The sequence below is a fragment of the Streptomyces sp. NBC_00009 genome (assembly GCF_045040855.1).
GTDB lineage: Bacteria > Actinomycetota > Actinomycetes > Streptomycetales > Streptomycetaceae > Streptomyces > Streptomyces aureus.
Map to the genome: position 1 here is coordinate 8,456,805 of NZ_CP108312.1, position 18,861 is coordinate 8,475,665.

Sequence of the window (18,861 nt, forward strand, 5' to 3'; positions counted from 1 at the left end):
GCGCGTGGGGATCAAGAGGCGGCACTGGGCGCTGGGGGTGGCACCGCTGGTGCTGGCCCTGCTGGCGACGACCGGCTGTGAGAGCACGGGAGGCACCGAGGCGAAGCCGGCCGCCGTGCCGACGACGGCTGCGCCGTCCACACCCGTGGCCCGGGTGTGCGCCAAGCCCGTGGCCGGGCCGGCGAAGGCGCCGGCGGGCGCGGTGACCGTCGACCCCGCGGTGGTCGGTGACCTGGCGGCGAAGACCAAGAGCAGCCCGCCGCACACCACGTTCTGGCTTCGGCCCGGCAAGCACAGGCTCGAAGCGGACCGCTACGCCCAGGTCATCCCCAAGGAGGGGGACCGCTACCTCGGCGCGCCGGGCGCGGTGTTCGACGGCGGGAAGAAGAACCAGTACGCGTTCGGCGGCAGCGCCCGCAAGGTGGCCATCCGCTATCTGACCGTGCAGCGTTTCGTGGCACCGCCGGACGAGGGCGTGGTCAACCACGACTCGGCCGACGGATGGGTGATCGAGCATGCGACGATCCAGCTCAACTCCGGCGCCGGGCTGATGGCAGGCGCCCACCAGAAGGTCCGCTCCAGCTGCCTGCGCGAGAACGGCCAGTACGGCATGAACGCGTACAAGGCCAACGGCCGTATCAGCGGTCTGGTGGTCGAGGGCAACGAGATCGTGGGCAACAACACCGGCGACTGGGAGCGGCGGCGCGAGGGCTGCGGCTGCACCGGCGGCATCAAGTTCTGGGCCGTCAACGGCGCCGACATCCGCGGCAACTGGGTGCACGACAACCGCGGGACCGGGTTGTGGGCGGACACCAACAACAACGACTTCCGCATCGAGAACAACGTGCTCGAGGACAACGACGGTGCCGCGCTGATCTACGAGACCAGTTACAACGCGGTCATCCGGAAGAACACGATCCGGCGGAACAACTGGGTCGAGGGCCGCAGGGAGGCCAAGAAGGGCGACAACTTCCCGTACGCGACCGTTTACCTGTCCGAGTCCGGTGGCGAGCCACGGATCCCGGCCCGCACCGACAAGATCGAGATCCACGGGAACGTCCTGGAGAACAACTGGTCCGGGATCACCCTGTGGGAGAACGCCGACCGGTTCTGCAACAGCCCGGCCAACACCTCGTCCGGTGACTGCACGTTGCTCGTGAAGAACACGAAGCGCTGCGCGAAGCCGGCGATCGTCACCGCACCGCTCTATGCCGACTGCCGGTGGAAGACCCAGCGGGTGGACATCCACGACAACCGCTTCGTGCTGGACAAGTCCGTCGTCAAGTGCACGGCGAAGTGTGACCGCATGGCGCTCCTCGCCAATTACGGCACCTATCCGGACTGGTCGCCGTACAAGGGCGAACGGGTGGCCGAGGCGATCACCGCCAAGCAGCAAAACCGCTGGTACGACAACGTCTACGTCGGACCGTGGAATTTCGTCGCCAAGGATCAGAGTCAGGTGCTCGACTTCGGGGAGTGGCAGGGCGCGCCCTACCGGCAGGACACGGGCAGCACGTTCCGCTCACGGGACGGTGGTTGAGGTGGCCGAACAACGTGCTGCGGGCACACCGAGGATCGTCGGGATCATCTGGGGGCTGCTGGTCCTCAACACGCTCGGCTCCGCCGGGGCGAAGACCATCGTCCCGCTGCCCCGTTCCCTCATCCAGATGGCCACCATGGGCGCGCTGGTCGCCGCGTTCGCGCTGGCGCTCGCGGTCAATCTCCGGCTGCGCATCCGATCCAGCGCCTTTGTGCTGCTGCTCACCCTGCTCCTGGTGCCGAGCGTGATCTCCAGCGTGGATCTCGAGTCCGGGTTCGGTGCGCTGTTCCGCTGCGCCCGTCTTGCGCTCTTCGTCGGCACGCTGTGGCTGCTCACCCGCTGGTGGGACGGCGGCCTGACGTTCGTCCGGCACCACATCCGGATGTACTTCGCGGTGCTCGGGTCGGTGGCCGCCGGCCTGGTCATCTCACCGGGCGCGGCCCTGCCGGACCTCTACGGCGGCCGCCTTGTCGGCGCGCTGTGGCCGCTCACGCCGCCGCAGATCGGACAGTACGCCGCGGTGATCATCGGGCTCACCGTGCTGCTCGTCCTGGGGCGCCGGACCGACAGGACCGCCGCGGCGGTGATCATCGTGCCGTCGTTCGTCCTGCTGGTGTTGACCCATACCCGGACGGCCACGCTGGGCCTGTTCATCGGGCTTGCGCTGGCGATCGGCTCGCTCCTCCTGACCAGCGCCGCCGCCCGCCGGTTCTTCACCTGGACCGTGGTGTGCGCCACGGTGGCCGCGGTCGGGTTCAGCTCCGCGCTCCAGGCGTGGTTCCTGCGCGGGCAGAGCCAGGAGAACTTCGCCAACCTCACCGGCCGGGCCAAGGTCTGGGACGCCCTCCTCGCGGCGCCCCGGACGACCCTGGAGCAGCTGTTCGGCATGGGCCTGGGCGACAAGTCGTTCGACGGGCTGCCCATCGACAACAGCTGGCTGGCCGTCTACCAGGAACAGGGGCTGGTCGGCGCCGCCGTCGTGGCGGCGATCATCCTGGTCCTCGGCGGTGTCGCGTTGCTGCGGCCGCCGTCGCTGCAGCGGGCCTGCGCGATCTTCCTGATCAGCTACTGCGCGATCGCGTCGTACACCGAGGCGGGCCTGGGCGACGCCTCGCCGTATCTGCTCCATCTGGCCGTGGCCGCCTCGCTGTTGGCGGCACCTGCCGAGACCGCGCTCCTGCCGACGCTTCCAGCCCCTCGACGGCACATCCCGCGATGGGCCCGGAGATCGGAGATGACCTGAGCATGCACGTCCTCGTAGTGCACAACCGCTACGCCTCGGCGCAGCCGAGCGGGGAGAACAAGGTCGTCGACCAGGAGGTGGAGCTGCTCCGCGCGGCCGGTCACCGGGCCGAGGCGTTCGAGCGGCGCAGCGACACCATCGCTGCCCGGTCCCTGCCCGGCAAGGTCGCGGTGCCGCTGCTGGTTCCGTGGAACCCGGCGGTGCGTAAGGAACTTGCCGCCCGTCTTCGCGCAGAGCGGCCCGACGTGGTCCACGTCCACAACGTCTTCCCGCTCCTGTCGCCCGCGGTCCTCGCCGCCTGCGCCGACGCGGGCATCCCCGCCGTGGCCACGCTGCACAACTACACGCAGGTCTGCCCGCCCGGCACGCTGCAGCGGGACGGCCGGCCGTGCACCGAGTGCGTCGGGAAGGGACCGCTTCCCGCGGTCCGGCACGGCTGCTACCGCGACTCCCGCCTTGCGACGGTGCCGCTCGCGGTGAGCCTGTCGGTCAACCGGCGGCGCTGGTGGTCCGGCGTGGAGCAGTTCTTCTGCATCTCCGCGGCGCAGCGCGACACCCTGGTACGGGCCGGCATGCCGGCTGAACGGCTGGCGGTGAAGCACAACTTCGTGCCGGAGCCGGGCGTCCGCCGCACGGGCGACGGCGAGCATCTGCTCTATCTCGGCCGGCTCGCGGAGGCCAAGGGCGTACGGCTGCTCATGGCGGCGTGGGACGAGATCGCCGCGGACGGCGGGGTGGGCGTACCGCTGGTGATCGCCGGCACGGGACCGCTGGAGCGAGAGGTCACCGCCTGGGCGGCGGGCCGCAAGGACGTCCGGTACGTCGGCCTGTACGACACGGCCCAGTGCCGGGAGGCCGTCGCGCGGTCGGTCGCCGTGGTGGCTCCCTCGACGTGGCTGGAGGCGTTCGGCCTGGTGGTCGTGGAGGCGATGGCGGCGGGGGTCCCGACCGTCGCCGCCGGACACGGCGCCTTCGTCGAACTCGTCGAGGACGGGGTGACCGGGCTGCTGCACCGGCCGGGCGAGGCTGCCTCGCTCGCGGACCGCATACGCCGGATCGCGGCCGACACGGCCCGGAACCGGGAGATGGGCCAGGCGGCCCGGCGCCGTTACGAGCAGGGCTTCAGCCCGGCCGTCGGCCTGGAGCGCCTGGTGGAGGGGTACCGCACCGCGATCGCGGGGCGGTCAGCACTGGCTCGCGGCGGGGACACCCGCGCGAGCAGGGGGGATGGGGACAGAAGATGACACGATGCCGACTCTGCGGCTCGGCGACGCTGGCCAGCGTCGTCGACCTGGGGGCGACCCCGCCGTGCGAGAGCTTCCTCGCCGCGGACCAACTCGACCGAGCGGAGCCCGCGTACCCGCTGCACCTGCGGGTCTGCACCGACTGCTGGCTCGCACAGATACCGCCGCTGATCACGCCGGAGGAGACGTTCAGCGAGTACGCGTACTTCTCCTCCTTCTCGACCTCCTGGGTGGAGCACGCGCGCACGTTTGTCGCCGACGCCGTACAGCGCCTGGACCTCGGCCCCGACGCTTTCGTCGTCGAGGTCGCGAGCAACGACGGGTACCTGCTGAAGCACGTGGCGGACCGGGGGATCCGCTGCCTGGGCATCGAGCCGTCGGTGAACGTCGGCGCCGCGGCGCGCGACGTGGGTGTGCCCACACTCACGGAGTTCCTGTCCCCGGACACCGGTTCGGCCGTCCGCGCCGAGCACGGCCCGGCGGACCTGGTCGTCGCCAACAACGTGTACGCGCACATCCCCGACGTGGTCGGGTTCACCCAGGGCCTGCGCGCCCTGGTCGCCGACGACGGCTGGGTCTCCATCGAGGTGCAGCACCTGCTGACCCTGATCGAGGAGAACCAGTACGACACGATCTACCACGAGCACTTCCAGTACTACACGGTCGCGTCCGCGATCCGAGCCCTTGCCAGCGGTGGACTCACGCTCGTGGACGTCGAGTTGCTGCCCACGCACGGCGGCTCCATCCGGCTGTGGGCCCGGCCGGTCGAGGTCGCCGGCGAGCCGACCGACCGAGTGACCGACGTACTGGACCGGGAGAAGGCCGCCGGGCTGCAGGAGCTGTCCGGGTACACCGAGTTCTCCGCCCGGGTGGCCAAGGTGCGCCGGGACCTCCTCAAGTTCCTCATCGAGGCGGCCGAACGCGGCGAGACGGTCGTCGGCTACGGCGCCCCGGGCAAGGGCAACACCCTGCTCAACCACTGCGGCATCCGGACCGACCTGCTCGCGTACACGGTCGACCGCAACCCCTACAAGCACGGCAGGTTCACCCCGGGCACCCGCATCCCGATCCTGCCGCCCGAGCAGATCAGCACCGACAGGCCCGACTACGTCCTCGTCCTCCCATGGAATCTGCGGGACGAGCTGGTCGAGCAACTGTCCTTCATTCACGAGTGGGGCGGCCGCCTTGTCTTCCCCATCCCGGAACTGAGCATTGTCGAGGCCACATCATGAAGGTCGTCCTCTTCTGCGGCGGATACGGGATGCGTATGCGCAGCGGTGCCGCCGACGATGTGCCCAAGCCGATGGCGATGGTCGGCCCCAGGCCGCTGATCTGGCACGTCATGCGCTACTACGCGCACTTCGGGCACACGGAGTTCATCCTGTGCCTCGGGTACGGGGCGCACCACATCAAGAACTTCTTCCTCAACTACGAGGAGACGACGTCCAACGACTTCGTGCTGCGGGGCGGCAGGACCGAGCTGCTGTCCACCGACATAGCCGACTGGACGATCACGTTCGCGCAGACCGGCATCGAGTCGCCGATCGGTGAGCGGCTGCGCCGGGTGCGCCACCACCTGGACGGCGACGAGATGTTCCTCGCCAACTACGCCGACGTGCTCACCGACGCCCCGCTGCCGGAGATGATCGAGAAGTTCGCCCGGCGAGACGCCGGTGCTTCGATGATGGTGGTGCCGCCGCAGTCGTCGTTCCACTGCGTGGACCTGGGCGAGGACGGCCTGGTGGGGGGCATCACCGCGGTGAGCGACATGCCGCTGTGGGAGAACGGCGGCTACTTCGTGCTCCGCCAGGAGGTCTTCGACCACATACCCGAGAACGGCGACCTGGTCGCCGACGGATGTGCCCAACTGGCCAAGCAGGGACGGCTGGTGGCGCATCAGCACCGCGGCTTCTGGAAGCCGACCGACACCGTGAAGGAGCGGGCCGCGCTCGACGCCGCCTACGCCCGCGGCGACCGCCCGTGGGCCGTGTGGGAGCGCGACGGCGCGGGGGTGGGCGCATGATCCGGCTCGGGGCCGGGCGCCGCCTGGACCAGATCGTCGCGGTGGGCGCGCACTGCGACGACATCGCCATCGGCGCGGGCGGCACCCTGCTCGCGATGTGCCGAGCGCAGCCCGGGATCCGTGTCGACGCGCTGGTGCTCTCCGGCGGCGGCAGCGAGCGGGAGGACGAGGAGCGGGCCGCGCTCGCCGCCTTCTGCCCGGGCGCCGAACTTCGCCTGACCGTGCTCAAGTTGCCGGACGGCCGGATGCCCGCGCACTGGGAGGAGGCCAAGGCCGCGGTCGAGGAGCTGCGCGCGCAGACCGAGCCGGACCTGGTCCTCGCGCCGCGTACCGATGATGCGCACCAGGACCACCGCAGCCTGGCGCAGCTGATGACCACCGCGTTCCGCGACCACCTCGTGCTCGGCTACGAGATCGTCAAGTGGGACGGCGATCTAGGCCGTCCGGCGGCGTACCAGCCGCTGTCGCCGGAGACCGCCGAACAGAAGGTTCGGCTGCTGCAGGAGCACTATCCCTCGCAGCGCCACCGGCCCTGGTACGACCGGGAGGCCTTCCTCGGCCTCGCCCGGATCCGCGGCATCGAATGCCATGCGCGTTACGCCGAGGCGTTCGCCGTCACCAAATTCACGCTCGATCTGGGGGACTGAAAGTTGCGCGTACTGCTCACCGGACATCAGGGCTACCTCGGCACCGTCATGGCTCCGGTCCTCACGGCCGCCGGACACGAGGTCGTCGGCCTCGACGCCGGCCTGTTCACCGACTGCGTGCTCGGCCCGCAGCCCGCGGACCCTGCGGGGCACCAGGTGGACCTGCGCGACGTCACGGCCGAACACGTGGCCGGGGTGGACGCCGTGATCCACCTGGCCGCGCTCTCCAACGACCCGCTGGGGTCCCTGGCGCCCGAGCTCACCTACGACATCAACCACCACGCCTCCGTACGCCTTGCCCGGCTGGCCCGCGAGGCCGGAGCGCGGCGCTTCCTGTACGCGTCCACCTGCTCGGTCTACGGCGCCGCGGGCGGTGACGGCCTGGTGGCCGAGGACGCCCCGCTGCGCCCGGTGACGCCGTACGCGGAGTCCAAGGTGCGGGTGGAGGACGACCTGCACGCGCTTGCCGACGACGACTTCAGCCCGGTGTACATGCGCAACGCCACTGCCTTCGGCTTCTCGCCCCGGCTGCGCGCCGACATCGTCCTGAACAACCTGGTGGGCCACGCACTCCTGTCCGGCGAAGTCCTGGTGATGTCCGACGGCACCCCGTGGCGCCCGCTCGTGCACGCCGCCGACATCGCGAAGGCCTTCACGGCCGCGCTGACCGCGCCGCGCGAAGCGGTGCACGACCGGGCGTTCAACATCGGCAGCGAGGTCAACAACGTCACGGTCGCCGAGATCGCCGAGCAGGTCGCCGAGGCGGTGTCCGGCTCGAAGGTGGTGATCACGGGGGAGACCGGTGCCGATCCGCGCTCCTACCGGGTGGACTTCTCCCGGTTCCGCGCCGCGATCCCCGGCTTCGACTGCGAATGGACGGTGAAGCAGGGCGCGCTCGAACTCGCCGACGCCTACCGGAAGTTCGACCTGACCCGGGAGGACTTCGAGCGACGCTTCACCCGCCTCGCCGTGCTGCGCGCGGCGTCCGAGGCCGGCGCCGTCGACGACACCCTGCGGTGGAGCCGATGACCTCGGCCGGCGCGCAGATGCACGAGCTGGTGGAGCGGTTGTACCCACTGTGCCGGAGCATCACGGGCGACGGTGTGCGCGCCACCCTGGACATCGTCAACGAGTACGTCCCGCTGCAGGTGCACGAGGTACCGACGGGGACGCAGGTCCTCGACTGGACGGTGCCGCAGGAGTGGAACATCCGGGACGCGTACGTCGCCGACCCCGCCGGCAACCGGGTCGTCGACTTCGCCGCCTCCAGCCTGCACGTGCTCGGCTACAGCGTGCCGGTGTCGAAGACGATGCCGCTGGCCGAGCTGCGCGCGCACCTGCACACCCTGCCGGACCACCCGAACTGGGTGCCGTACCACACGAGTTACTACAAGCCGGAATGGGGGTTCTGCCTGGCCCAGGAGACCTTGGACGCGCTGCCGGACGGCGAGTACGAGGTGCGCATCGACTCCACGCTCGCGGACGGCCACCTCACCTACGCCGAGCACGTGGTCCCCGGCCAGGTCCCCGACGAGGTGATCGTCTCCTGCCACACCTGCCACCCGTCGCTGGCCAACGACAACCTGGCCGGCATCGCGGTGGCGACGTTCCTGGCCCGCGCCCTTGCGCAGGAGACGCCGTACCACACCTACCGGTTCATCTACGCGCCCGGCACCATCGGGGCGATCACCTGGCTGGCCCGTAACGCGGAGCGGATCGAGCAGGTCAAGCACGGGCTCGTGCTGGCCTGCGCCGGTGACGCGGGCCGACTGACGTACAAACAGAGCAGGCGCGGCGACGCGGAGATCGACCGGGTGATGCGGCATGTGCTGGCCGCCTCCGAACGCCCGCACCACGTCGCCGAGTTCACTCCGTACGGTTACGACGAGCGGCAGTACTGCTCGCCCGGGTTCGACCTCGGCGTGGGCTCGCTCAGCCGGACCCCGTACGCCGGGTATCCCGAGTACCACACCTCGGCGGACAACCCGGACTTCGTCTCCCCGGAGGCGATGGCGGACACCCTCGCCGTCTGCCGTGAGGCGTTCGCTGTCCTCGACCGCAACCGGCAGTACATCAACCTCAGCCCGTACGGCGAACCCCAGTTGGGGCGCCGTGGGTTGTACGACTCGCTCGGTGGGCGCAGCGACGCGAAGCAGGCCCAGATGGCGATGCTCTGGGTGCTCAGCCTCTCCGACGGCGAGCACAGTCTGCTGGACGTCGCCGAGCGGTCCTGCCTGCCGTTCGACACCGTCGCCGACGCGGCCGACGCCCTGCGCGGCGCCGGGCTGATCAAGGCTTGACGACGATGACCATCGAGGGGGAGAAGACGAGGCCGACGGCGGCGACCGCCAGGCGGGGCGTCGTCGGCCGGCTGTCCTGGGGACTGGCCGACCAGGCGGCCTCCAGCCTGTCCAACTTCGCGGTGGGGATCTACGTGGCCCGCTCGCTGGGGGTGACCGCGTTCGGCGTGTTCAGCCTGGCCTGGGTGACGTACGGCGTGGTGCTCAGCGTCTCGCGCGGCGTGGGCACCGACCCGCTGGTGGTGCGCTTCAGCGGCGTGCCGGACGCGTCCTGGCGTGGGGCGGTGGCCCGGTCGTCGGGTACCGCGCTCTGCGTCGGTGCCGCCATCGGCACGGTGTGCCTGGCGGTCGGCCTCGCGCTCGGCGGCAGCGTGGGGATCGCGTTCGCCTGCCTCGGCGTCATGCTGCCGGGGCTGCTGCTGCAGGACGCCTGGCGGTACGCGTTCTTCGCCGCCGGGAACGGGCGCAAGGCGTTCGTCAACGACCTCGTGTGGGGCGTCGCGCTCGTCCCGGCGATGGTGGTGGCCGCCCGCGTGGGCAGCGTGGCCGCGTTCGTGCTCGCCTGGGGCGCGTCCGCCGCGGTGGCCGCGCTGTACGGCTGTCTCCAGTCAGGCATCCGGCCCCAGTTGGCCGGAGCGCGCCAGTGGCTGCGCACGCACCGCGATCTCGGCTACCGGTACCTGGTCGAGAACACCTGCCTCAGCGGAGCGAGCCAGCTGCGGGCATACGGGCTCGGTGCGATCGTCGGGGTCGGCGCGGTGGGTGCGGTCCGGGGCGCGGAGCTCCTGCTCGGCCCGTTCCTCGCCGTGCTGATGGGGTTGTCCCTGGTCACCGTCGCCGAGGCGGCACGGGTGCTCCGGCAGGCCCCGCACCGCCTCGGCCCGTTCTGCCTCCTGCTCGGCGGCGGGCAGGCCGTCGCCGCGCTGCTCTGGGGCACGGCACTGCTGCTGATGCCGGACCGGTTCGGCGAGTTCGTACTCGGCGACGTCTGGCACTCCGCCTCCCAGCTCATCGTGCCGGCCGTGCTCGGTGTCGCGGGCGCCGGCCTGGGCACCGGGGCGGCGGCCGGGCTGCGCGCGCTCGCCGCGGCCCGGCGCAGCCTGCGCAGCCAGTTGTTCGCCTCCGCCTGCTACGTCAGCGGCGGGCTCGGCGGGGCGGCCGTCGCCGGCACGGTCGGCTCGGCCTGGGGCGTCGCCGTCGCGACGTTGAGCAGCTCGGTCGTGTGGTGGCTGCAACTGAGGTCAGCCCTGCGCGAGCACCACCAGAACCCCATCCGCAAAGCGAGGACGCCATGACCCCCCACCCCCGGCTCAGCATCGGCCTGCCCGTGTACAACGGCGAGGAGTACCTCGCCGAATCGCTCGACGCCCTGCTCGGCCAGACCTATGAGGACTTCGAGCTGGTCATCTCCGACAACGCCTCGACCGACGGGACCCAGGAGATCTGCCGCAAGTACGCCGCGCGGGACTCGCGCATCCGGTACCTCCGGCTGCCCCGGAACATCGGCGCAACGCCGAACCACAACCATGTGTTCGCCGAGTGCCGCGGCGAACTGTTCAAGTGGGCCTCGCACGACGACCTGTACGCCCGGGACCTGCTGCGGAGCTGCGTGGAGGCGCTGGACGAGCGGCCGGACGTGATCCTCGCGCACAGCGGCCAGGCGGTCATCGACGGCGACGGCCAGGTGAAGGTCCCGTACGAGTACAGACTCGCCACCGACTCGCCGTACCCGCCGGAGCGCTTCCGTAGTCTGCTGTTCGAGCCCGGTGGCGACGACTTCTACGGGGTGCTGCGGGCCGACGTGCTGCGCCGGGTGAAGCCGATGGACAGCTACCACCACGCGGACCGCACGTTCGTCGCCGAGATCGTTCTGCACGGGCCCTTCCACCAGGTGCCGGAGCTGCTGTACTTCCGGCGCGACCACCCCACCCGCGCCGAGCGGGCCAACCCCTCCAAGCGCTCCCGCTGCGTCAACCTGGACCCGCGCCGCGCAGGCCTGCTGCACCCGACGCCCCGGCTGCTCGCCGAGTACGTCTGGGGCTTCGCCTCGGCGATCCGGCGGGCGCCGCTGTCCCCGGCCGACCGGCGCGCCTGCTACCGCCACCTCGCCGCTTGGATGACCAGCCGCGCCCGGCCCGGCGCCGGCGAGCGGGTCGAGGACCGCGCACCGGTCGACCCCGCCGGGCTCACCGTCTCCGTCGACGCCCTCGTCGCCGGGCGTGAAAGTCGTGAAGAGAGGCAGGCATGACGCCCGTGCGCGTTGGGGTGTTCGGCCTGCTCGGCTCCGGCAACCTCGGCAACGACGGGTCGCTCGAAGCCGTGCTCGGCTACCTGCGCGCCGAGCACCCGGGGGCGGTCGTGGACGCGCTGTGCGGCGGACCCGAGATCGTCGCGAGCCGGTACAACATCCCTGCGACGCGGCTGCATTGGTACCGCGGGGAGTACCGGACCGCTTCGCGGGTGGGCGCGATCGCGGGGAAAGGTCTGGGCAAACTCGTCGACGTCTTGCGCACCGCTACCTGGGTGCGCCGGCACGACGTGGTGATCGTGCCGGGCATGGGCGTCCTGGAGGCCACGCTGCCGCTGCGGCCGTGGGGCTTCCCGTACGCGCTGTTCCTGCTGTGCGCGTCCGGCCGGCTGCTCGGCACCCGGATCGCGCTGGTCAGTGTCGGCGCGGACACGATCGCCAACCGGTCGACCCGTGCCCTGGTGCGCTGGTCGGCGCGGCTCGCCACCTACCGCTCCTACCGCGACGACCTGTCCCGCGACGCCATGCGGGCGATGGGCGTGAACACCGCGCGCGACGAGGTCTACCCGGACCTCGCCTTCTCCCTGCCGGCGCCGCCGGCGAGCGTGCCCTCGGATCCGCCGAGCGGCCCGGTCTGCGTCGGCGTCATGGCCTTCCACGGCAACGACGGCGACCGCGCCCGCGCCGAGGAGATCCACCGGCGCTACCTCGACGGGACCATCCGGTTTGTCCGCGCGCTCGTCGAGGACGGCAGGCCGGTCCGACTGCTCACCGGCGACGAGTGCGACGCACCGGTGGTCGCAGCGATCCTCGACGCGGTCGACTCGCCGCTGGTCACCGCCGCCGAGGCGACCTCGCTCGCGGACCTGATGAAGGAGACGGCGGCCGCCGACACCGTGGTGGCGACCCGCTACCACAACCTGATCTGTGCGCTGAAGGTCGGCGTGCCGACGCTCGCGCTCAGCTACGCGGCCAAGAGCGACGCGCTCATGGACCGGATGGGCCTCGCCGCGTACTCACACCCCGCTCGCGAGGTCGACGCCGACCGGCTGCTCGGGCAATTCCGGGCGCTGGAGCGGCGATCGGCGGAAGTCCGGCGGACGCTCACCGAGCGGAACCTGCTCGCCGCTCGGCAACTCGAGGACCAGTTCACCGCCTTGACCTCGGCCCTCTTCCCGGCGGCCGACCACACCCACGCCTATGCCATGCGGGAGGCACCGTGAAAGCCATCGAAGTCCCGGAGATCGACGGCGCGTTCCTGTTCGAGCCGACGCCCTACGCCGACGAACGCGGCTTCTTCTGCCGCACCTTCGACGCCGACGTGATCCGCTCGGTGGGCCTCGACCCGGAAGCCTTCGTCCAGGACAGCGTGTCCCGCTCGGTCCGGGGCGTGCTGCGCGGCCTGCACCTGCGTTCCGGTGCCGGCGAGGCCAAGCTCGTGCGCTGTTCGTACGGGAAGATCTTCGACGTCGTCGTCGACCTGCGGCCCGACTCACCGACCTACCGCAACCGGGCCTTCTTCGAACTGTCCGGCGACACGCAGGTGACGCTCTACATCCCGGCGGGCTGCGCGCATGGCTTTCAGGCGCTGACCGAGACCGCCGACACCTCGTACCGGATCGACCGCCCGCACGATCCGACCGAGGACGTGACGATCGCCTTCGACGACCCGGAACTCGCCGTCCCCTGGCCGCTGTCGCCCGTATCGATGTCCCAGCGGGACCGGGAGGCGCCGAGCCTTGCCGAGGCCCTGAAACAGAAAGAGAGCTGAAGTCAGCGTGGACACCGAAGAGTTCCGCCTGCCCCGGTCGCAGCAGGCGAACGAGCGGCTGCACGCCCTGATCCCCGGGGGCGCGCACACCTACGCCAAGGGCGACGACCAGTACCCCGAGCACCTTGCCCCGGTCATCAGCCACGGCCGAGGCGCCCACGTGTGGGACATCGACGACAACCGCTACATCGAGTACGGCGCCGGACTGCGGTCGGTCAGCCTCGGCCATGCCCACCCGCGCGTGCTCGAGGCGGTGCGGCGGGAGATCGACCGCGGCAACAATTTCGTACGGCCGTCCATCGTGGAGGTCGAGGCCGCGGAACGCTTCCTGGCCACGGTGCCGACCGCCGAGATGGTCAAGTTCGCGAAGAACGGCTCCGATGTCACCACCGCCGCGGTGCGCCTGGCCCGCGCCGTCACCGGGCGCCCACGGGTGGCCATCTGCGGCGACCATCCGTTCTTCTCCGTCGACGACTGGTTCATCGCCACCACACCGATGTCCGCCGGCATCCCGGCACAGACCACCGAGCTCACCGTGGCGTTCCCCTACGGGGACCTGGCCGCCACGGAGGAGCTGCTCACCCGGTACGAGGACGAGGTCGCGTGCCTGATCCTCGAACCCGCCGGCCACAGCGAGCCGCCGCCCGGGTATCTCGAAGGCCTGCGTGAACTGGCCGACCGGCACGGCTGCGTACTGGTCTTCGACGAGATGATCACCGGCCTGCGCTGGTCCGAGGCGGGCGCCCAGGGCCTGTACGGCGTCACCCCCGACCTCTCCACGTTCGGCAAGGCGCTGGGCAACGGGTTCGCCGTCTCCGCGCTGGCCGGGCGCCGCGACCTGATGGAGCGGGGCGGCCTGCGCCACTCCGGCGACCGGGTGTTCCTGCTGTCCACCACGCACGGTGCGGAGACGCACTCGCTGGCCGCCGCGATGGCCGTGCTCACCACGTACGCCGAGGAAGGCATCACCGCGCGCCTGCACGCGCTCGGCGAGCGGTTGGCCGCCGGTGTCCGCGAGGCCGCGGCCGGCATGGGCGTAGGCGACCACGTCGTCGTCCGGGGCCGGGCCAGCAACCTGGTCTTCGCCACCCTCGACGAGAACCTGCAGCCGTCGCAGGAGTACCGCACCCTGTTCCTGCGCCGGCTCCTCGCGGGCGGAGTCCTTGCCCCGTCGTTCGTGGTGAGCAGCGCCCTCGACAACGCCGACATCGACCGCACCGTCGAGGTGGTGGCCCAGGCGTGTGCGGTGTACCGGAAGGCTCTGGACGCCGCTGACCCCACTTCCTGGATGGGCGGGCGGCCGGTGAAGCCGGCCTTCCGGCGCTTGGCATGACGAGACGCGCTGCGCCTTCACGTCACGTGACGTCAGGGACGCTCCCGCCGACCGGCGTCGGCCGTCCGGTCCTCCAGCCGGTCGGCCGTCCGGTCGACCAGCCAGGCGGTCGCCGGTATCACCACCAGCGCGGTGCACCAGCCGCCGAGGGCGTCCGTCGGGTAGTGCGCGCCCAGGACGACCTGCGCCCAGCCCATGGCGGCGCCGGCGACCAGCGCCGCGCCGAGTACGAGTGAGATGCCGGCCGTCATGCCGAGGCCGAGCCGGCCGGTCGCGAGCAGCGCCACCACGAGGGCGAGCGCGGTGGCGAAGGCGGTGTGCCCGCTCGGGTAGGACAGGTTGTCGTCGCCGTGAATGGTGCGTCCCACCACGTGCTTGAGCAGCGTCGTCGTTCCTACGGTGAGGGCGACGCCGGCTACGACGAGCACCGCTGCGCGAGGACTGCGAAGAAGCAGCAGGCAGCCCGTCACGACCGCCACGATCAGCATCGCCGATCCCGCGGGATCGCCCAAGAAGTCCATGGCCAGAGCGACGTGCCGCCACAGCGGCCCCACACCCTCCACCGCCGACCAGATTCGCCCGTCCACCCTGCCGGGCCGGCCGTCCCCGGCGTACAGGACCCCGAGCACGACGACCACCAGCGCGGCGAGGCCCCCGATCAGCCAGAGCCGCACGCGCAGCGACGGGGGCAGCACCGCGGGCACCTGACGGCGGGTCATACGTCCACCGCATCAAGCACGAACTGGACTGGGCCGACTTCCACTTCAGCTCCGGCCAGGTCCAACGCGAGCCCTCCCTCGTGTGCGAACCACCCTCCAGCGACCACAACTGCCCACGCGAGCACCGATCAGCCGCTCCGTGTCACCCTAACCAACCGCTCCCCGTTCGATCTGTCGCTTTGGTATACGGATGCACATGAGCCGTACCAAAACAGCTCTCTACGGTCCGCCCGACGGCAACTCTGTTGCAGTTGCCGAGCGTTGGCCCTTGGCGCCGAAGGCCGGCAGGCTCGTCGATGGACGCCTGCAGTCGCTCGCTCGGCTCGTGGGCACCTGCGTGTCAGAGCAATCCAGAAAAGCGCTTCTTCCCGGGCGTGAGCGCCCGGGGTTTCCGTGCTGGATCAAGCTGAACCAGACCATGGCTTTGGCTTGCAGGAATCGCTTCGGACCGCTGCTTCGCGTTCGGCTCTTGCTGTCGTGAGTGAGGCTCTTGACCCTCACGTGGCGTCAGGCTGCATAGTCAGTGCCGTGGAGGATCACTGGACTGTGGGACGTGTGGCCGAGCTGGCCGGCGTGAGCGTCCGCACGCTGCATCACTATGACGAGATCAGGCTCGTTCGGCCGTCGGCGCGGACCGCGGCCGGGTACCGGGCCTATTCGGCGGGCGACGTGGAGCGGTTGCGGGAGGTGTTGGCCTATCGGCGGTTGGGCTTCGGGCTGCGGGAGATCGCGGAGTTGGTCGGCGACTCGTCCACCGACGCGGTCGCGCACCTGCGCCGACTGCGCGGCCTGCTGCTGGAGCGGCGTGATCGCGCCGACGCCATGGTGGCGGCCATCGACAGAGAACTTGAGGCACGGGCGAAGGGACTGATGGTGACACCGGAGGAGCAACTGGAGATGCTCGGTGCACGGCTGTACGACGCGATCGGTGGCGCTTACACCGCGACGCGGCGTACCGAACCGCGGATCGCCGCGCAGATCTGGGACGCGCTCGGCGACGCGCGGACGGTGCTGAACGTCGGGGCCGGCACCGGCTCCTACGAGCCTGCTGATCGGAACGTGACCGCGGTGGAGCCATCGGCGGTCATGCGGGCGCAGCGGCCTGCTGGTTCGGCGCCGTGCGTGGCCGCCGCCGCGGAGAGTCTGCCATTTGAGGACCAGTCCTTCGACGTCGCGATGGCTGTCTCCACCGTTCACCACTGGGGGGACCCGGTAGCGGGGCTGCGCGAGATGCGGCGCGTGGCACGACGCGTGGTGGTGCTCACGTTCGACACCGACGAGCCCGGATGGCAGGACCGGTTCTGGCTCACCCGCGATTACCTGCCAGAGTTCGCTGCCGTCCTCGCGGAGTTTCCCTCGCTTGCCGGGATGGCCGACGCGATCGGTGCCCGCGCCGAGCCGGTGCCCGTCCCGTGGGACTGCGCTGACGGCTTGTTCGAGGCGTACTGGCGCCGGCCGGGGGCGTATCTGGAGGATCACGTGCGCCGTGCGATGTCGGTGTGGACGAGGGTCGGGCCGGAGGCCGAGCAGCGGGCGGTGCGAAGCCTTGGCGACGACCTCGAGTCCGGCCGGTGGGCCAAGCGCAACAGCGACCTCGCCGACCTCGACGCGGCAGATCTCGGCCTCCGCCTACTCGTAGCTTGACCCGCGTCGCAGGTTCAGCGCCATGGCGGCTTCTGGACGGCCCGCTGGTTCCGCTGGTTGTCGGGAGGCTCTTCCCGTGTGGTGCCCGGTCAGCCGGCCTGGGCTTGTTCGGCTCGGGCGCGGGTGGTGGCGAGGCGGTAGACATCTCACCTTGCTTTGCCGTCAAGTCGGGGGCCTGGGGGAGCCGTGCAACGTGGCCCGCCTATGCGAACGGGCGGGATGGAACGTTGGTCGACGTCACCGAACACCCAGGCGCGGGGCCCAGATCGTTGTCGCATCGCTCTTTCCTGCCGGACCCGTCACGTCCACGCCGGGCCCCCGCCCCGAGAGGAATCACCGTTCCCCCAGATCCAGCCGGGGTCGCCTCACCGGTCCGCCGCCTGCTCTATGCCGCTCGGCGCTGATCACCTCGCTCGGCGCCCGATTTCCCGTGGGCGGCCACCCAGTCAGCAAGGTACGGAAAAGGTCAGCGGCTGACCCTGAGGAGGGGCGGCGTGACGCCGGTCCCGTCGGGGTTGACGAGGAGCCAGTCGCCGTCGCGGCCGGGCACAAGCTGGGCGGCCTCGGCGACGTCGTCGGTGCCCTCGCGGATCAACGGTCCCTCGGCGAGGTGTCCGGTGCGCGGGTCGAGGGAGCCGATCCGCCCGCCCGCGAGGACGGCGAGCCGGTTCCCGGGCAGCCGGGTGAGGGCCGTGACCGGCCCGCCCGTCCCGGCGTGCCACAGTCGCCGTCCGCTGCCGAGCCCGTAGCCGGACACGGCGCCGGGGACGGCCTCGCCCGGCTTGGTCACCGCGGTCACCAGAACGTCTCCGACGACCGCGGCGCGGAGCGCGGGCCGGGCGTCGAAGCCCTGTGCGGTGTCCACGGTCATGCGCAGGTCTTCCTCGCGCCCCGAGACCTTCACCGACCCGCGCAGGCGGTCCCGGTCGTCGAAGGCGAGCACAGCGTCGGTCCCGCGGTCGTCCTTCTCCTTGAGCCAAAGCGCGAACGGCCGGGCGGAGAGGACCATGACCGTCTCCCAGCGGCTCTCCGCCGGCAGCGCGGTACGGCGCATGTGCGTGCCGGTCGCGGTGTCGAGCGAGACCAGTTCCAGCGAGCGGAACGCGGAGCCGCTCATGCACTGGACGACCACTCGGGTACGGCCCGCCGCGGCCGAGGCGACGACCGGCGAGCAGCCCTCGCCGAGGTCCCGTTTCCAGCGCGGGACGCCGGCGCGCAGGGCGAAGCCCCGTACGGCGGTGTCCTCCAGGGCGACGGCGACGCCGTTGTCGGCGGCCACCCTTCCGTCGGTGGGCGGACCGAACCCGGTGCCGCCCTTGATCTTCCGCTCCCAGAGCTTGCGGCCGCTCGTGGTGTCCACGCCCCACACTGTGTCGCACGGTTCATCCTCGCGGCCGAAGGCGATCACACCGATGCCGTCGACCACGGTGTCGCTCATCGCGCACGCCGATCCGCGCACGGGCGCGTCAAGGCTCCAGTGCTCATCCCCGTCGGCGAGGTCGTAGCTGGTCAGACCGTCGGTGCGGGCGCGGACGACGGCGCTGTCCAGGGCCCAGTTGCCCACGCCCTTGACGGTGCTGGGCCGGTCGACCGGCGCGTCCCAGGCCCGGTCGAGGACGGGGCCGCGCATCCACGCGTACGCCAGCCATCCCGGCCAGAGGGCGAGGACCATGCCCGTCACCACGAGCACGGCGGGCAGGGCCTTGCCGGGGCGGGCTCTGGTCAGTTCGGCGACCCGCCAGTTGACCAGCCCCACACCCGCGAAGGTGCACAGGAACGCCAGCAGGATGGTGGGGGTGGTGCCTTCGGGGCAGGGGCTGAAACGGCCGCCGCACGCGTTCCCCGGTATCGAGGTCCAGCCGAACCAGTGGAAGGCCACCGCGAGTCCGACGACCAGCCCGGCCGCCGCGACGAGCAACGCCCTCCCCCATACAGCTCCCCGTGTTCTCGCAGGTCTGCTGTCCTCTACCACGTCGCCCCCCCCAGGCGTCAACTGCCTTATCTCTCCCCAGAGATGCGGCGGTTGATCCTAACCCCCCGAAAGGTGGAGCGGCCCGAGGCGAGGGACAGCGGGGCGCCCGGGCCGCCACAGGGTCAGGACTCGGCATCCACCAGTGCCACGAGTCGGTCGACGGGCAAGGAGCCCGCC

17 protein-coding genes are annotated in these 18,861 nt (G+C 71.1%); 15 read left to right on the forward strand and 2 right to left on the reverse strand.

The genetic code is table 11. From position 1 onward, the window contains the following. The first annotated feature begins 4 nt into the window (after window positions 1–4). The 13 genes from OHA58_RS38500 to OHA58_RS38560 are packed head-to-tail and all read left to right on the forward strand — an operon-like array spanning window position 5 to window position 14,349. Window positions 5–1,540, forward strand: coding sequence for a right-handed parallel beta-helix repeat-containing protein (locus OHA58_RS38500; RefSeq protein ID WP_405484597.1), 1,536 nt, complete (start codon window positions 5–7; stop codon window positions 1,538–1,540). After that, entirely contained in the window at window positions 1,533–2,783 is a 1,251-nt protein-coding gene (locus OHA58_RS38505; RefSeq protein WP_405484599.1) for an O-antigen ligase domain-containing protein, read from the forward strand. The genes OHA58_RS38500 and OHA58_RS38505 overlap by 8 nt, the downstream gene beginning before the upstream one ends. Before the next feature lie 2 nt (window positions 2,784–2,785). Further along, entirely contained in the window at window positions 2,786–4,027 is a 1,242-nt protein-coding gene (locus tag OHA58_RS38510; protein WP_405484601.1) for a glycosyltransferase, read from the forward strand. Then, on the forward strand, window positions 4,024–5,259 hold the full coding sequence (locus OHA58_RS38515; protein WP_405484603.1) for a class I SAM-dependent methyltransferase: 1,236 nt from the start codon (window positions 4,024–4,026) through the stop codon (window positions 5,257–5,259). Before OHA58_RS38510 ends, OHA58_RS38515 begins: the two co-directional genes overlap by 4 nt. Further along, a complete protein-coding gene (locus tag OHA58_RS38520) occupies window positions 5,256–6,050 on the forward strand; it encodes a glucose-1-phosphate cytidylyltransferase (protein WP_405484605.1) in 795 nt (264 codons plus the stop codon). Before OHA58_RS38515 ends, OHA58_RS38520 begins: the two co-directional genes overlap by 4 nt. Next, the gene (locus OHA58_RS38525; RefSeq protein ID WP_405484607.1) at window positions 6,047–6,697 is read left to right on the forward strand and encodes a PIG-L deacetylase family protein; all 651 of its coding nucleotides are present in this window, start codon (window positions 6,047–6,049) and stop codon (window positions 6,695–6,697) included. The genes OHA58_RS38520 and OHA58_RS38525 overlap by 4 nt, the downstream gene beginning before the upstream one ends. 3 nt (window positions 6,698–6,700) lie before the next feature. Further along, the gene (locus OHA58_RS38530; RefSeq protein ID WP_405484609.1) at window positions 6,701–7,726 is read left to right on the forward strand and encodes an NAD-dependent epimerase/dehydratase family protein; all 1,026 of its coding nucleotides are present in this window, start codon (window positions 6,701–6,703) and stop codon (window positions 7,724–7,726) included. Further along, a complete protein-coding gene (locus tag OHA58_RS38535; RefSeq protein WP_405484611.1) occupies window positions 7,723–8,997 on the forward strand; it encodes a DUF4910 domain-containing protein in 1,275 nt (424 codons plus the stop codon). The genes OHA58_RS38530 and OHA58_RS38535 overlap by 4 nt, the downstream gene beginning before the upstream one ends. A gap of 5 nt (window positions 8,998–9,002) precedes the next feature. After that, entirely contained in the window at window positions 9,003–10,292 is a 1,290-nt protein-coding gene (locus tag OHA58_RS38540) for a hypothetical protein (RefSeq protein WP_405484613.1), read from the forward strand. Continuing rightward, a complete protein-coding gene (locus OHA58_RS38545) occupies window positions 10,289–11,245 on the forward strand; it encodes a glycosyltransferase family 2 protein (RefSeq protein ID WP_405484615.1) in 957 nt (318 codons plus the stop codon). The genes OHA58_RS38540 and OHA58_RS38545 overlap by 4 nt, the downstream gene beginning before the upstream one ends. Next, window positions 11,242–12,468, forward strand: a complete 1,227-nt coding sequence (locus OHA58_RS38550; RefSeq protein WP_405484617.1) for a polysaccharide pyruvyl transferase family protein — start codon at window positions 11,242–11,244, stop codon at window positions 12,466–12,468. The genes OHA58_RS38545 and OHA58_RS38550 overlap by 4 nt, the downstream gene beginning before the upstream one ends. Continuing rightward, window positions 12,465–13,016, forward strand: a complete 552-nt coding sequence (rfbC, locus tag OHA58_RS38555) for a dTDP-4-dehydrorhamnose 3,5-epimerase (protein ID WP_405484619.1) — start codon at window positions 12,465–12,467, stop codon at window positions 13,014–13,016. Before OHA58_RS38550 ends, rfbC begins: the two co-directional genes overlap by 4 nt. Window positions 13,017–13,023: 7 nt before the next feature. Further along, a complete protein-coding gene (locus OHA58_RS38560; RefSeq protein WP_405484621.1) occupies window positions 13,024–14,349 on the forward strand; it encodes a glutamate-1-semialdehyde 2,1-aminomutase in 1,326 nt (441 codons plus the stop codon). Between the two features lie 32 nt (window positions 14,350–14,381). On the opposite strand, the gene OHA58_RS38565 is transcribed toward OHA58_RS38560, so the two are convergent. Next, on the reverse strand, window positions 14,382–15,068 hold the full coding sequence (locus OHA58_RS38565; RefSeq protein ID WP_405484623.1) for a phosphatase PAP2 family protein: 687 nt from the start codon (window positions 15,066–15,068) through the stop codon (window positions 14,382–14,384). A 196-nt stretch (window positions 15,069–15,264) separates the two neighbouring features. On the opposite strand from OHA58_RS38565, the gene OHA58_RS38570 reads away from it, so the two are divergent. Both OHA58_RS38570 and OHA58_RS38575 read left to right on the forward strand, forming a co-directional pair. After that, window positions 15,265–15,549, forward strand: coding sequence for a hypothetical protein (locus tag OHA58_RS38570; protein ID WP_405484625.1), 285 nt, complete (start codon window positions 15,265–15,267; stop codon window positions 15,547–15,549). A gap of 65 nt (window positions 15,550–15,614) precedes the next feature. Continuing rightward, a complete protein-coding gene (locus OHA58_RS38575; RefSeq protein WP_405485393.1) occupies window positions 15,615–16,712 on the forward strand; it encodes a methyltransferase domain-containing protein in 1,098 nt (365 codons plus the stop codon). 466 nt (window positions 16,713–17,178) lie between these two features. Here the strand turns inward: OHA58_RS38575 and OHA58_RS38580 are convergent, their stop codons facing one another. After that, window positions 17,179–18,630 carry a PQQ-binding-like beta-propeller repeat protein gene (locus OHA58_RS38580; RefSeq protein ID WP_405484627.1) on the reverse strand — a complete coding sequence of 484 codons (1,452 nt, stop codon included), beginning with the start codon at window positions 18,628–18,630 and terminating at the stop codon, window positions 17,179–17,181. Between the last annotated feature and the right edge of the window lie 231 nt (window positions 18,631–18,861).

Coding starts and splice junctions, on each gene's coding strand:
- OHA58_RS38535 (WP_405484611.1), top strand. CDS start 7,723: ATGACCTCGGCCGGCGCGCAGATGCACGAGCTGGTGGAGCGGTTGTAC.
- OHA58_RS38570 (WP_405484625.1), top strand. CDS start 15,265: ATGAGCCGTACCAAAACAGCTCTCTACGGTCCGCCCGACGGCAACTCT.
- OHA58_RS38510 (WP_405484601.1), top strand. CDS start 2,786: ATGCACGTCCTCGTAGTGCACAACCGCTACGCCTCGGCGCAGCCGAGC.
- OHA58_RS38550 (WP_405484617.1), top strand. CDS start 11,242: ATGACGCCCGTGCGCGTTGGGGTGTTCGGCCTGCTCGGCTCCGGCAAC.
- OHA58_RS38540 (WP_405484613.1), top strand. CDS start 9,003: ATGACCATCGAGGGGGAGAAGACGAGGCCGACGGCGGCGACCGCCAGG.
- OHA58_RS38515 (WP_405484603.1), top strand. CDS start 4,024: ATGACACGATGCCGACTCTGCGGCTCGGCGACGCTGGCCAGCGTCGTC.
- OHA58_RS38525 (WP_405484607.1), top strand. CDS start 6,047: ATGATCCGGCTCGGGGCCGGGCGCCGCCTGGACCAGATCGTCGCGGTG.
- OHA58_RS38520 (WP_405484605.1), top strand. CDS start 5,256: ATGAAGGTCGTCCTCTTCTGCGGCGGATACGGGATGCGTATGCGCAGC.
- OHA58_RS38545 (WP_405484615.1), top strand. CDS start 10,289: ATGACCCCCCACCCCCGGCTCAGCATCGGCCTGCCCGTGTACAACGGC.
- OHA58_RS38565 (WP_405484623.1), bottom strand. CDS start 15,068: ATGACCCGCCGTCAGGTGCCCGCGGTGCTGCCCCCGTCGCTGCGCGTG.